Genomic DNA, 15,218 nt, shown 5'->3' on the forward strand with positions numbered 1-15,218 from the left:
CCTTTGAAAAAAACAGTGATTCACCGTTTATAATCTGTTACGAAGATTATATCTTACGAAAGATTGATTATGTTAAAAAATTTTGTACATTCTTAAATGTTGAATATAAAACAGAATATTTTGAAGAATCTAAAGTAAAGAGGGGTGCTATTACCGGAAATTTTGAGATTACAAAGGATGAATTCGATATAAGCAATTTATTTCTGCAAAAATATGTATCCATGCTTGATACTTACCAAATTTCAAATAGTTTTAATATTAGTGATATAATTAAAAAATATAAAATTGGTGACAGCAGATCCGAACAAATGAATGAATATTATGGAATTTCGCCTATATTCCTAAAAGATAAATATTTAAGAAAAGAATTTCAAAACAAAAAACAATCTCAAGAAATTAAAGATGCGAGTTCTGAAATTGAACGAATCAAGCTTGAAATTGAAAATAAAAACCGTCAATTAGTAGACATAAAGCAGGAAACTTATCAACAAAGTAAACTATATGAAACCAATCTTGAGGAAATCCAAAATCTAAGAGTCCAACTTAAGCGAAAAAATGAAATCATTGAAAAGGATCTGTTAGAGATTGAAAATTTATCCTTGATGTTAAAAGAAAAAGATGCCGAGGTTCAAAGTTCTTCTATGGAACTCGTAAATAAAAACCGTCAATTAGAAAATATTAAGCAGGAGGCTGATCAGCAAAATAAACTAAATGAAACCAATCTTGGGGAAATTAAAAACCTCGGAATTCGAATTAAGCAAAAAAGTGAAATCATTGAAAAGAAACAATTAGAAATTGAAAATAAATCTTTAATTATCGAGGAAAAAGATGCCGAAATTGAATTAAGTAAAAAAGCTATTGATAGCCAGAATAAATATACAGAAAATTTAAAAAATATACTTGGTTCGAATATTAAAGAGATTAATGCATTGAGAAAGATTATTGAGAATTCTAAGATCGAAATGGAGAAGCAAAATAAATACATTTTGGATTTTAAAGATTCAATTTCATCGATGTCGCTTCAAATAGAAAGACTTGAAAATAAAAACAGTGAACTAACGATATCTATAGATGAAAGCAATTCACAAATTAATGACTTAAAGACCAAGAACAGTTTGTTAACAACTGAATTATCTAGTATTTTAATTTCCAAAAACTCAACAGATCGCGAACTTAGCCGAATTAAAAACTCATTAGGTCATAAAATTATTATGTTTCCTGGAAATGCCTATTTAAAAATTATTAATTATTCAGAACGTCAAATTCAAAATTCCCTGCATTTGTTTAAACCAGGTTTAAATAAAACCCCAAAAAAACAAATCATTGAGAAAAAGGGGTATAATATTGCGGAAGGCTTTATTTTAATAACCTCTTTGTACAATGAAAAAAAAGTCGCACGTCAGGCTGAGTTATTATATTGTTTAGACGCTAATTTACGCAACCCAGAAATATCACAATGTCATATTGTATATGATCAAGCATCAGATGATGCAGAAAACCTTACTTTGCATGAAATCAGAAACAAAAAAGGAGTTACGATTGAAATGGCGAAGACAAGGCCATCTTTCTCGAAACTATTTAATATTGCAAGAAATGAGTATTCAAATCATAGGATTATAATATGTAATTCGGATATTTATTTTGACAAAACACTTGCGCTTCTAAAACCTGAAAAATTTAGTCGAACTATTTTTTGCTTCTCTCGGAAGAATGATCAAGGAGATCATAAAAGTTATAACCCAATAACAAATTCAGCTGGACTCCCTAATAATTTATCAGCCGATGCCTGGATGTTCTTTTCTTCAATTCCTGATGATTTTTATGCAGATTATGGATTGGGAACGATGTATAGCGATAGTTTCTTAAATAATGAGTTGCTTCAAAAAAAATATTCAATTATTAACCCATGCCATGATATCAATGTTTTTCATTTGCAGAATGAAGGTTCAGAAAGTCAGCAAAATAATACAGCCAAAAGAGCTGAATTTGAGCAAATTATTTTAAAGGAGAGTAATCGAATTAAAAAAACCGAAGTTTCAGTTGGTATACATTGGAGCAGTCTTCTTTCTGTCGAAGAAATAAAGAATTATAATTTAATTGTACGTTGGACAAAAAAGAACATTATACTAGATGTTCGGGCCCATGATACTAAGATAATTATGGCACATATTAAGGATCTCAATCAATTCTCAAATTCAAATACCTGTTCAATATGGTTGCTAGTTGATGATATAAGCAAATGGTTAAAGGCAGTTTTACCTGTGAGGTCAGACTATGTAAATGTTACTGAGATATATGATTCTAAATTGTTTGTCCAACCAAAAACTATGGAGGAGATATTAGAAGCTTTTACTGGTCCACTTAATGTATTTATCAGGCCATCGATGGTAAATGCGGTAATAAATACAATAATGGTAAAGAAAACAGGGTTAAAAAATATTTCAAAAATTATAAATCGCAAACCTAAGTTGTATATTGATGTTCAATTTGGTTTGTGTAATAGGTTGAGAGCCTTGGCAAGTGCCAGTGTTCTGGGTGAATCTACATCTAGGGAACTTGTTTTAATATGGAATCCAGATGTTCATTGTGATACAAAATTTAGTGAACTATTTGATAACCATCTTAATGAATCAGGAATGATTCAGGCGGAAAAATTATCAGAAATGGAAGTTTATGATTATATGAACGGTGAATTACGAAGATCTAATAGTTTATATATAAATTGTAATACCAAGAAAGATATTTACATCCGATCTGCATACACACTCGATTATGGACATTTTAATAAAGCAAAAGAAGATGTTTTTTTAAGACAATTAGTAGCTAATAAGTGTATCCTTGAACAGGCTGAAAAATATTCTGTTGATAATATGATTGGAATTCATATAAGAATGGGAGGAGGTGTAAATTATGATAAGGATAAATGGGACTCGGATCTGTTTCTTGATAAAAAGGGAACTGAATTGATGCATTATTGGCGTGAAAGAAGCCATTATAAAGTATTTGAAAAGAAAATAGATGAACTATTGAGTAAGGATAAAAATACTTTATTTTATATTGCTGCAGATCAAAGAGAAATCTATGAAGTTTTTACGGAAAAATACAATAAAAATATTGTGTTCCATGCACGAGATACTTATGATCGGTCATATGAGCAGCAAATAATGGCAATGATAGATTTATATGTATTAAGTCGTACAAAAATTATTTACGGTAGTAATTGGAGCTCATTTAGTGAAGTTGCCTCCAGAATTGGTGGAAACAAATTGTTTTTGTCTGGGATCCATTTTTAACTAAACTATGATGAAGGATAGATTAGATATTCCAATAGCTGTTATTGCTTACAATCGAATTAAGCCTTTACAAAGGCTTTTAAGATCATTGGTTCAAGCTTCATACGATGATTTAGTCATTAAATTGTATATCTGTATTGATGGAGGAGGCAATGATGAAGTGATAAAACTGGCGCATGATTTTGATTGGCCTTTTGGAGTTAAGCAAGTGATCATACAATCTAAGAATCTTGGGCTCAAAGAACATGTTTTGAGATGTGGGAATCTTTCTCAAAAGCATGATGGGATTTTAATTCTTGAAGATGACATGTTTGTTAGCCCTATCTTTTATCAATTCGCAATAAAATCCTGTAATTTTTATTATGCAGAATCAGCTATCGCTGGCATTTCCCTTTACAGTCATCTTTTTAACGAATCTGCCCAAATGCCATTTATCCCGATAAATGATGGTTTTGATGTTTTTTTTATTCAGGTAGTGTCTTCTTGGGGGCAAGTCTGGCTTAAATCACATTGGAAAAACTTTGTCAATTGGTACAACAAGAATGATCATACAGATGATTTGGAGATTAGCTTACCTCCCAATATCATGGAATGGCCTGATTCTTCTTGGAAGAAATTTTTTAGTGCCTACATAATTGCAGAGAACAAATATTTTGTTAATCCACGAATTTCCTACACCACTAATTTTGGTGATCCCGGTACTCATTTTGATAAGCCAATGTTATTTGCCCAAATGCCAGTGAATTTTGGAAATAAACTTCAAGACAGATTTGTTAAATTTAATAAATCTCGTTCCGTTTACGATTCATACTATGAAATATTACCTGAGATTATCAAAAAATTCAATAAGAGGCTCGCACCTTATAATTTTGATGTAGATCTTTACGGGGTGAAGTCATATTCAAACCTAAAGTCGACTTATGTTTTGACAAGCCGAAAAGTACAATGTATAAAATTTTCTTTTGGGTTGGAAATGATGCCTCATGAATTGAACGTAATTTGCGATATTGAAGGGGATGATATATTATTTGCAAAGGTAGAAGAGTTAATTCAATTAAATTATTATACGACTGTAAATTTAGCACTTACTAGAAAAAAACTAATTTATTATTATCGTTTAAGAGATTGGCAATTAAGGAATGGATCCTTATTTATTCAAGATGACCAATCATTAGATGCATTATCTGTCAAGCTCCTTTTAAGTAAAATTATTCGAATGTGGATAAGCAAATTCAAAATACTATATTATAAATTAGATTCGGTAATTAGAAAACATTAAAAACTTTAGGGTTCTCAATTTTTACTCACGTGAGAATAGATTTTTTAATATGAACTGATTCCAAAATATCTTAGGAAGTTGAACCGTTCAATAAAAAAGGCTCTCGATGGGGACACTTATAAAATTAATATTTAGAATTTTTGAATGCTTTAAAAGGTTTATTGTAAATATTTTCAGAAATTAATTTAATAAGGATTGAACAAAATATCAATCATATCTATTTGTAAAAATAACTTATCAGGGTTAAAATTACTCTTTAAAGATTCGGTAAGTAAATTTCCACGACATCAGTTCATCATCATTGATGGAGGATCTGTCGATGGTTCAGTTTATTATCTTCGGAGTGAAACCTGTGATAATCTTATTTGGATTTCTGAACCTGATCTTGGAATTTATAATGCCATGAATAAAGGGATTAATCTAGCCAAAAATGATTGGACAATTTTTATCAATGCCGGTGATGTGATTGCTGATGAAGCGGTCCTTGACAAAATAATACCATTTCTTACAGATGAATTTGATGTCATTTATGGGGATGTAATTATCAAATACCCTTATTTTAATGTTTTAAAAAAATCAAGGCCGCTGGATCAATTATGGAAGGGCATGATATCCTCTCATCAATCTGTTTTTATTAGAACTGTTTTGTTAAAGGAAAATGAATTTGACTTGAAATATAAGATAGGTGCCGATTATGATCAATTATTTCGACTCTGTAAACAAAATAAAAGATTTAAGTATTTACCCATTCCCATTTCTATAATTGAATCAAATGGGATTTCCGATCAGAAGATTTTAAAATCATGGTTTGAGCACTTTAAAATTCTCAAAGCCTATGAGCAGTTGAGTTTAAAGATGTTTATTTATCACCTGTCTTTATTCGTCTTTTTGGTTGGGCTAAAAATAGTTCGAAAAATAATGCCTCGTAAATTTTACTTTTTAATGATAAAGATGATTTACAGAAAAAGACTTGTTACAGTTACAGAGTCATAAAAACAATCGATACATTTGTTTTTACATTAAAATATTTCACTTGAAAATACTTCAACTAAATACTTATGATCAAAAAGGCGGTGCTGCAAGAGCTACATATCGCCTGTCAAAAAGCTTAGCTGATATAGGTGCTGATATCCGACTCCTTGTTCGGAAGAAGAGTTTCGCAGACTCATTTACTTATGCTGCGAATGAGAAATTCTCCTCTGCAAAAGCCTATTTTGATTATTTACCGACTTTACTTTTTACAAGGAAGCGATTACCCTTTTTCTCGGCAATAATTAATGATAATTTATTAGAAAATGTCGCACTTTTTCGTCCGGATATTATTCATCTAAACTGGATTTCGGAAGGATTTGTTAAAATAGAAACGTTAGCTAAACTTAATGTTCCTATCGTTTGGACCCTTCATGATTCGTGGTCGTTTACCGGAGGGTGCCATATCCCAAAAGGATGTTTGAAATATCAGACGAAATGTGAACGTTGCCCATATTTATCTCCAAAATTCAAAAATGATTTGAGTAGTTATAATTTTGAGCGAAAGCTGAAAGCTTATGCCCAAATTGATATCATGCAGATTGTGACTCCATCAAATTGGATGAGGTCCGAAGTAGTATCTAGTACCCTTCTAAAAGGAAGAAATGTGGCGGTTATTCCAAATTGTTTAGATACTGATTTTTATGATGGTGTAAACAAGGAGATAGCCAAGAGTGAACTTAGAATTAGTCCTGAAAATCGAGTTATTATTTTTGGAGGAATTAATTCGACTAAAGATGAGAATAAAGGATTTCAGTTTTTGTTAAATGCCTTAGAAACTGTTACCACAAAAGATGTTGTGCTTATTGTTTTTGGTAATGACAAGCCTAAAGTTCAATACGAAAACGGCATCGAAATTAAATATTTGGGGAAGATAAATAATGATGAAAAATTGAGAACCATCTATTCAGCAGGAGATGTAACTGTTGTTCCATCTATTCAGGAAGTATTCGGACAAGTTATTATTGAATCAATGTCGTGCGGTACACCAGTGGTTGCATTTAACCAAACTGGTCCGGCTGAAATTATTCAGCATAAAAAAAATGGATTTCTTGCAAATCCATTTGAAGAAGGAGACCTCGCTAAAGGAATTGATTGGGTTTTGGAAAATCAAAGCAGATGGGAGATGCTTTCCGCTAATGCAGTAACATTCGTTAGAGCGCATTATTCTTCTGAAATTATAGCTCGAAAATATATTGAATTATTTAAAAGGGTATTAGGAAATAAATAACAGTTATGAAGATTTCAATTATTACCCCTTCTTTTAATCAGGCTGATTATATCGACCAAACCATAAAAAGTGTATTGTCGCAAGTAGGTGATTTTAAAGTTGAAATGATTGTTGTTGATGCTGGTTCAAATGATGGTACCATTGAAATTTTAAAAAGGTATGGGTCTGATATTGTCTGGGTTTCAGAAAAGGATAAAGGACAGGCAGATGCCATTAACAAAGGGATTGAATTATGTACGGGTGATATTATCGGGTGGCTAAATTCAGATGATATCTATTTGGAGAACTCATTTCAAAAAATTGCATCTTCTTTTAATTCGAATATAAATTGTGAATGGCTTTTTGGAAAGTGTAAGATCATAGATGCTAAAGGTGATGAAATCAGATCATTCATTACAAAATATAAAAATTATTATCTATCCAAATACAGTTATAAAAGACTGTTAATTGAAAATTTTATATCGCAACCGGCAGTTTTCTTCAGAAAGTCATTATTTAAAAAGGTTGGATGCCTAAATATCCATTTTAACTATGCAATGGATTATGATTTATGGTTAAGGTTTGGAAAACAGGCTGATCCTTATTTTATTAACGATTATTTGTCTGCATTCAGAATACATACTGATTCAAAAGGCGAAAAGAATTATAGGCATCAATTCAAAGAAGAATATAAGATTGCGATTCAGTACACCCAATCAAAAATTATAAAGCTTTTTCATTGGCTAAATATCTGGAAAATAATATTGGCTTATAAATTGATAAAATGAATTCCTGAATTACAAATCAGATTATTCAATATTAAGCCAAGAATCTCCAATACAAAAACCCAATGGTAAATAAACTTAAAAAGATGATTCCAATCCAGGCAAACCATCTTAACTTTATTCCGGGACGGAATGATTCCGGCATATGATTATCGGTCACTACCCGATAATTCATATATGCCAGTATGGGCGCTGTAACGAACGATAAAGTTGTTGCAAGATCAACCATAAAGCGCATACTGCCTGCAAAATATCCCAATAAAAGTAAGGTGCCAATTACCAGAATTATAATCCATAAAAGGCTTATCAATCCTGAATTAAGTTTAGCAAAATTGGCTTTTGGGAAAAGAATTTCAGTAGTGGGCTGTAGTACTCTCGGATAAGCATCCAATCAAGTTAAAGTGGTGCTGAACATGGTTGTGAGTGCTGCAATGGAAATAATTATTTTGGCCCAACTTCCAATGCTTACAGTATACATATTAATAAGCTGTTCTGAAAAAACAACTCCGTTGGATGACAGCTCCTCTCCACTGCCATATAAGATCCTGGCCCCCAATAATAAGAATCCAAGTGCCAGAATAGTAGTTCCTATATAACCAATTTTAAAATCTAAAAGTGACTGCTTTAAACTTGGTTTAAATCTGAGTTGTTTATATTTTGCAACACTCCAAACCGATGACCAAACAGATACATCAATCGGGGAGGGCATCCATCCGATAAAGGCAATTAAAAAGAAAATATCAAGACGGTTCATCCAATCGAAGGAAGTTGCGGTTGATTGAACAGGATGACTTTGACTAAAAGCTGAAATCACCGCAAAAATGGTTGAAACGGCCAAAACAACGATGATCAATTTCATTAGTTTGTCCAGTATCGAATACTTTCCAATGATTAGTATAATGGTCGTAACACCAAGTATTATGGCACTAATAATTACAGGGTCAATTGTTAGATTAAAGGCACTGGCAACTAGTCCTGCAGTAACGATAGTTACAGCTGCCTGTATTGCGAACATGGTCAAAAGGGTCAGGACCGCATAGGAAATGATGGCCCATTTACCGAGCCTTTGATAACCACTAATTAAACTGTTTCCCGTAGCTGAAACATAGCGAGGTGCAAATTCGAAAAATGGATATTTGATGATATTTGCAAGTAAAAGTATCCAGATCAAGTCGTAACCATAACTGGCACCTGCCCGTGTTGATTGAACCAGATGGGAAACACCTACCGCTGCACCGGCATATATCAATCCGGGGCCAAGTATTTTGAAAAAGTTTTTAAAATTCATGATCGTTGTTTAAACAAATGTAAAAGAAATTTAATTCTTTGTATTTTTACACCATGGATATAAAAGAAGAATTTAAAGTAAAAGGATCGGAATTGCTTTCAAAAATTAAGGAATTAATTGAGGAGGGCAATGTGCATCGAATCATTGTCAAGGATGATAAAGGTGGCAAATTTATTGATATTCCGGTGAATATAGGCATTGTGGCAGTTGTTTTAGCTCCATTTATGGCTCTTATTGCAAGTTTGGCAATTTATGCATCAACTTTAACAATTGAAGTAATCAGAAAGGAAGAATAGATTTTTTGTTCCAGATTTTCCAGGAGCGTTCTGCTTGCAATTCAAACATTCCTGTTCCATTAATTGTTGTGGCTCCTTTACTCTTGGCGGCCTTCAAAAATTGTGTTTCCTCCGGATTATAAACCAAGTCGTACAATAAATTGTTTTGATCCAAATATTCGTATGGGATGTTAACCATATCAACAACTTTGGGATACATCCCAACAGGTGTTGTATTAATGATAATATTGTATTCCCGAACAATTTCGTTAGAAATCATATCATAACCAATCTGATTGGATTTATAAGGGAATCTGGTTACTTCAAGATAAGAAATGCCATTTTTTCGTAAAATGTAAACAACGGCTCTTGAAGCTCCACCTGTTCCTAAAACCAGTGCTTTTTGATGATGGGGTTTTAGAACCGGAAGAAGTGTCTTTTCGAATCCATAAGCATCTGTATTATATCCGGATAAGAAAGGTTTATTATTTTTTCTGCTTATTTTGATGGTGTTAACAGCTCCAATAAACCTTGAACTTCTATCAATTTCATCCAAGTAGTGAATAATGGTTTTTTTATAAGGGATGGTAATATTTAACCCAACCAAATCAGGATGCGCTTCAATTAATTTGGGGAATTCTTGGAGGTCTTCTATCTCAAAATGCAGATATTTGGAATCGCTAATGTTTTCGGCTTTAAATTTCCGTTCAAAATATTTGCTTGAATATGAATGCTTTAGAGTATTCCCTATCAAACCATATGACTTGCTCTTTCCGTTTGCAAATAAATTCAAGCTTTTAATCATTCGTCTTCTTTGCTAATGATTCGGTTATCCAAATGCTTATAATTCCCAAAAGTATTAAAAATAGCGCAATCCAAAACCCCGAATTATAAGATTGTGGTAAAACTTGTTCATATTTTTGAATAATGGGTTGACCATTCTTTAAAATTGTTTCGCCCAAATCATTTACCATATAAATCGTTTTCTTCCATGGCCATAATATACTTATTGAACCAAGTATAAAACCTGTAAGCAATGAAATTGTTTCGTTTCTATATCTTTTAAAAACCCATGAAAGTAAGTGCGAAAATGCAATGATTCCAACTACGGCACCAATCGCTACAGGAGTTATAATTACTAAGTCCAGATTGTTGACAGCATCGATCATTACCAATTTGTAATTTCCCATGAGGATTAATACAAATGAACCGGATAACCCGGGAAGGATCATGCTGCAAATGGCTACAACACCGCAAAGAATTAAGAAAAAGAAATTATCATTTTCGGCTGAAGGATTCATTATTGATACTGCGACAGCTACTGCTGAGCCAATGATAAATGTTAGAATTACCCTTAGGTTCCATTTCTCCACAGTTTTTCCAACAAAATAAACCGAAGCTAATACCAATCCGAAAAAGTATGCCCAAATATATACCGGGTAATTAACAAAAAGATAATCGAACAATCTGGCTAAACTTATGATGGCGACAAATACCCCAAGCAATATGGAAATCAAAAATTTAAAATCGGTATAATCGGCAAAAAGTTTGAATTTAAAACCAAAAAGAAGTTTAACTGCTTTCAGATCGAACGATTTTATTGAGTTTACCAATCGTTCAAAAATTCCGGTTATTAATGCAATTGTTCCTCCCGATACTCCCGGAATCACATTTGCTACTCCCATGCCAATTCCTTTTACAAATAGGATTATATAATTCTTCATACACTTAGTCTTGTTTTTCAACAAATAAAGATGAGTTTTTAAAAGTGATGGGATTCGAGTTAGCCTTCATCATTGAATTGGAAAGATTTGTATATATGGAAATCCTATTTATTTTCATTAAACGACTCTAAGATTCGCATTAGTTCCGAGTTCTTTTTCAAATCCTCCTGATATTCAAAAAGTTTTTCATGAGCTGAATAGTCGGTGGTTAAAGCCTTTTCCAATAATTCATAGGCTTCCTTTGATTTGCCACTTTTTAACAGATATACTACCAAGCGATATTTGAATTCAATATTGTCATCCAAAAATTCGATCCCGGTTTGAATAATTTCAATGGCCTTAGGCAACTCTTTATGCTCGGCATATAAATTTGAAAAATCAAGCCAGATTTCAGGATGCGTTGGTTCTAATTCACAAACTTTTTCATACGATTTTATTGCTTTATCAATTAAATTATTCTTTTCCTGAATGTCTCCTAAAATGTACCAATACTCGGCATTTGATTCTTCCAGATCGATTGCCCGCTTAACACATTTTAGTGCAGTAACCGTATTGCCTAAAAGATTATTACATAAGCCAATTCCAATCCAGGCATCTGCTCCTTTATCATCTATTTCAATTGCTTTTTGATAATTTTCGATAGCGGCGACATATTCCTTGCTTTTTTCGTAACATTCGCCAATATAATAATAGGTCATGGCTTCAGGCTCTTCATACTTGAAGGTTTCGTTATACGCTTCAATTGCCATCGGGTAGTTCGATAAGTTAGCATACGAATTTGCTTTATTATAGTAAGCAGAAGCAAACGTTTCGTCAATGGCAATTGCATAATCATATGCATCTACTGCTTTTTCGTATAATTCCAGATTGTTGTAAGCGATCCCTAAATTGAACCATGCAGCTTTTGAATAGGGTGTTTTATCAAGAAATTCATGGTAGTAAGCAATGCTTTCTTCGGAAAGGTTAGATAATTCAAAGCAAAATGAAAGCTCATAAATAATAGCTTCGTTTTCAGGATTAAGTTCGAGTACTTTTTTCAAAAAATAAATCGCCTCTTTGTAATCGCCTATATTTTCATATTCAAAAGCTATATTGGTATAAATTTCTTCAGGATCATCGGCAAGTTCAATTGCTTTACGGTATTCTTTAATTGCCTGATCGTTCTTTTTTTGATGGCTGTAAACCATTCCTTTTGTCAGGTATACCTCGGCATTATTTACCTCAATTTTCTCAATCTTTTCAAGTAAAGTTAAGGCCTCATTGTATTTACTTGAAGCGATGAGATATAAGGCTTTTTTAAACAAGAAAATTATACTTCCAGGGTGTTGCCCGATGGCAGCTTCAATAGAATGATCAGCATGAGTCAAATCGCTGCGGTCAAGATAAAAGTCAATGATATCTTCAAATTCCTGAACATCAAAAAAATAATCTTTGTTACGGGCAACCATTTTCTCAAAACGTTTAATCAAGCCTTGTATCTGGTATTCATCAGCTTCCTCGAAATTGCTCATCATCATTTTGCAGATTCAGTTAATCAGTAGTTTGTGGCGACAAAAATAATCATTTTGTAAACATAAACATAAGCATATTTTCCTAATTTTGTCTGCATCTATGGCACTTATTAAATCAATTTCAGGAATTAGGGGAACTATTGGAGGGAATCCCGGTGATAATCTCACCCCAATTGAGGTAGTTAAGTTTACGGCTGCCTTCATTACATTTTTAAAAGCAAAATCAGGAAAGGATGGTTTGCGGATAGTATTGGGCAGGGATGCCCGGATTTCAGGTAAAATTTTAAATGACCTTGTGGCTGCTACTGCAAATTCGTTGTCGGCAGATATAATTGATGTTGGATTATCAACAACCCCTACAGTTGAAATCGCGGTTATAAGTTTAAAAGCCGATGGTGGAATTATTCTCACGGCCAGTCATAACCCTGCAGAATGGAACGCACTTAAATTATTGAACAATAAGGGTGAATTTATTTCAGCAAATGAAGGAAATGAACTTTTGGAAATTGCAGAAAAGGAAGAATTTAATTTCTCAGGAATAGCATCTTTGGGGACTTACGTATACGATAATTCTGTTATTGACAAACATATTGAGATGATTGTTAATTTACCACTAGTTGACATTGATTTAATAAAAAAAGCAAATTTCAAAGTGGCCATCGATTGTGTAAATTCGACGGGTGGAATCGCACTGCCTCAATTACTGGAAAGATTAGGAGTCAGTCGAGTGGAGAAATTGAATTGTGAGCCTACCGGGATATTCGCTCATAATCCGGAACCTTTACCCGAGAATTTAACTGAAATTTCGGCAAAGGTTGTCGCATCGGCCTGTGACCTTGGATTTGTGGTTGACCCCGATGTGGATCGTTTGGCCATAATTAACGAAGATGGCAGCATGTTCGGAGAAGAGTTTACTTTGGTTGCAGTGGCAGATTATATCTTGCAACATCAGTCAGGGAATACTGTTTCGAATCTTTCATCAACAAAAGCCTTGAAAGAATTGACCGAAAGTTATGGCGGCAAATATTTCGCATCGGCAGTAGGTGAAGTGAATGTGGTTGAAATGATGAAAGACCAAAATGCAATCATTGGAGGAGAAGGCAACGGGGGGATTATTTATCCTAAATTGCATTATGGAAGGGATGCTTTAGTAGGAATCGCTCTATTTCTTACTTATTTAGCAAAAACAAAATTGAAATGTTCAGCATTGAGAGCTAAATACCCGGAGTATTATATTTCTAAAAATAAAATCACATTGCCCAAAGGGATTGATGTCGATCAAATTTTAAAATCTGTTCAGGAGATATATAAGCATGAGGATCTCATCACTATTGATGGAGTAAAAATTAATTTTACGAACGAATGGGTTCATTTGCGTAAATCAAATACAGAGCCCATCATTCGGATTTACGCGGAAAGTGACACGAAAGAAATGGCAGATTTGCTGGCCTTAAGAATAATTAACGAAATTCAAAATCTTATTCAATGATCAAAATTTGGTCGTATTAAAATTTTCTTAACTTAGTGTTTTATAATTCAATCAGACCCGGATGCCTGTAAAACGTAAACGAAAAGCACGAAAAACTATTTATAAAATAATAGATTTCAAGTTGAGTGCCCGTCAGAAAAAATCTTTGAGAAATTATTGCATGGCACGTAAAACTACTCCTACCAAGTTAATCAAGAAGATGATTGCTCCCTTCATAAATAGTTATGCGGATAGCGTTCCTGATGAACTTTATAATACTGCAAATCAGTTGGATTTGTTTGAAGAGTAAGTTAGTCCCAGAACAAATCAATAATCTTGTCGGTTAAATTACCATATCTAACATTACTCGAATTAGAAAGAATAACGATAATTAAACCTGAATCCGGATAAATTCTCATTACAGAAATACCTCCCACAGAACCTCCTGTATGTCCGTAATATTTTCGTTGGTTACTGTCCTCTCCCTGACTCCAGCCAATTCCATAAGAAGTAATATCGCCATTTTTTAAATGCTGTGGTGTGATGAATGTCATAAGCGTAGTGTCATGCAAAATTCCTCCTTTAGTATGGGCCAAGGCAAATTTGGCAATATCCTCAGAAGTTGAGATGAATCCACCTCCAGCCCACTTATAACTGTTATCAACATAAGTGGCATTAATGATTTTTTTATTTTCATCAAGCTGATAGAACCTTGTTCTGAATGGAATAATGCTGTCGTTGTAATCTGCTGTTGTATTTGTCAATCCAGTTTTTTCAATCACATTTCGATTCATGAAATCCAGAAAGTTTTCACCGCTGGCAGACTCTATAACTGCAGATAGCAAATTCCATCCATAACTTGAATACAAATATTTTGTGCCGGGTTCAAATAGAAGTGTATCGTTTTTGAAAATGTTAAGACTTTCAGTAACCGAATTGTACCTTTTGGCACTTAACATTTCACTGTCACTTAAATAGTGATGGATACCTGCAATATGACCCGCAACCTGACGTACTGTTATTGGATGTTTTTTAATAGGGAAATCCGGTACATATTTTTGGATTGGTGCATCTAAATCAAGTTTTCCTGCTTCATAAAGCTGCGCCATCGCGTTAGCGGTAAGTGGTTTTGAAATACTACCTATCCTGAATTTTGTTCGATTCGATATAACCGGAACCTGGGTTTCTAAATCGGAGAATCCAAATCCTTTCGACATTAAGAATTTGTGATTTTTGGTTACGGTGATCGAAATTCCGGGAATATTTTGTTCAGTCATTAGTTTTTCGATCAGTTCTGATGCCAAGATTTCATCGGTTTGCTTTTCGTTTGTTGGGATGCATGCAGTTAAAAACACA

At 33.3% G+C, this 15,218-nt stretch carries 12 protein-coding genes and 1 pseudogene; 8 read left to right on the top strand and 5 right to left on the bottom strand.

Going from position 1 to position 15,218, the window contains the following annotated elements; genetic code table 11:
- The 5 genes from KKG99_12490 to KKG99_12510 all read left to right on the top strand — a co-directional run.
- On the top strand, positions 1–3,293 hold a 3,293-nt coding region (locus KKG99_12490), incomplete at its 5' end, for a hypothetical protein (protein ID MBU1013816.1).
- A gap of 7 nt (positions 3,294–3,300) precedes the next feature.
- Positions 3,301–4,572, top strand: a complete 1,272-nt coding sequence (locus KKG99_12495) for a glycosyltransferase family 2 protein (protein MBU1013817.1) — start codon at positions 3,301–3,303, stop codon at positions 4,570–4,572.
- Positions 4,573–4,767: 195 nt separating this feature from the next.
- Positions 4,768–5,565 (top strand): glycosyltransferase, encoded by a 798-nt coding sequence (locus KKG99_12500; protein MBU1013818.1) that lies wholly within the window; start codon positions 4,768–4,770, stop codon positions 5,563–5,565.
- Between the two features lie 40 nt (positions 5,566–5,605).
- Complete coding sequence (locus KKG99_12505; GenBank protein ID MBU1013819.1) at positions 5,606–6,832, top strand: glycosyltransferase family 4 protein; 1,227 nt, start codon at positions 5,606–5,608, stop codon at positions 6,830–6,832.
- 5 nt (positions 6,833–6,837) lie between these two features.
- Entirely contained in the window at positions 6,838–7,599 is a 762-nt protein-coding gene (locus KKG99_12510; GenBank protein ID MBU1013820.1) for a glycosyltransferase, read from the top strand.
- Between the two features lie 31 nt (positions 7,600–7,630).
- On the opposite strand, the pseudogene KKG99_12515 reads toward KKG99_12510, so the two are convergent.
- Positions 7,631–8,884 (bottom strand): annotated as a pseudogene (locus tag KKG99_12515) (Nramp family divalent metal transporter).
- Positions 8,885–8,937: 53 nt separating this feature from the next.
- On the opposite strand from KKG99_12515, the gene KKG99_12520 reads away from it, so the two are divergent.
- On the top strand, positions 8,938–9,180 hold the full coding sequence (locus tag KKG99_12520) for a DUF4342 domain-containing protein (protein ID MBU1013821.1): 243 nt from the start codon (positions 8,938–8,940) through the stop codon (positions 9,178–9,180).
- Here the strand turns inward: KKG99_12520 and KKG99_12525 are convergent.
- The 3 genes from KKG99_12525 to KKG99_12535 all read right to left on the bottom strand — a co-directional run bounded on the left by KKG99_12525 (position 9,164) and on the right by KKG99_12535 (position 12,400).
- The gene (locus KKG99_12525) at positions 9,164–9,964 is read right to left on the bottom strand and encodes a shikimate dehydrogenase (protein ID MBU1013822.1); all 801 of its coding nucleotides are present in this window, start codon (positions 9,962–9,964) and stop codon (positions 9,164–9,166) included. The genes KKG99_12520 and KKG99_12525 overlap by 17 nt on opposite strands.
- Entirely contained in the window at positions 9,957–10,883 is a 927-nt protein-coding gene (locus tag KKG99_12530) for a DUF368 domain-containing protein (protein ID MBU1013823.1), read from the bottom strand. The genes KKG99_12525 and KKG99_12530 overlap by 8 nt, the downstream gene beginning before the upstream one ends.
- A 104-nt stretch (positions 10,884–10,987) precedes the next feature.
- Positions 10,988–12,400, bottom strand: a complete 1,413-nt coding sequence (locus KKG99_12535; GenBank protein ID MBU1013824.1) for a tetratricopeptide repeat protein — start codon at positions 12,398–12,400, stop codon at positions 10,988–10,990.
- A 94-nt stretch (positions 12,401–12,494) separates the two neighbouring features.
- Between KKG99_12535 and glmM the strand changes: the two genes are divergently transcribed.
- The gene (gene glmM, locus KKG99_12540) at positions 12,495–13,883 is read left to right on the top strand and encodes a phosphoglucosamine mutase (protein ID MBU1013825.1); all 1,389 of its coding nucleotides are present in this window, start codon (positions 12,495–12,497) and stop codon (positions 13,881–13,883) included.
- Positions 13,884–13,944: 61 nt separating this feature from the next.
- Positions 13,945–14,172: a hypothetical protein gene (locus KKG99_12545; protein ID MBU1013826.1), complete on the top strand. Its 228-nt coding sequence runs from the start codon at positions 13,945–13,947 to the stop codon at positions 14,170–14,172.
- A 1-nt stretch (position 14,173) separates the two neighbouring features.
- Here the strand turns inward: KKG99_12545 and KKG99_12550 are convergent.
- On the bottom strand, positions 14,174–15,218 hold a 1,045-nt coding region (locus KKG99_12550), incomplete at its 5' end, for a beta-lactamase family protein (GenBank protein ID MBU1013827.1).

The sequence above is a fragment of the Bacteroidota bacterium genome (genome assembly GCA_018816945.1).
Classification (GTDB): domain Bacteria; phylum Bacteroidota; class Bacteroidia; order Bacteroidales.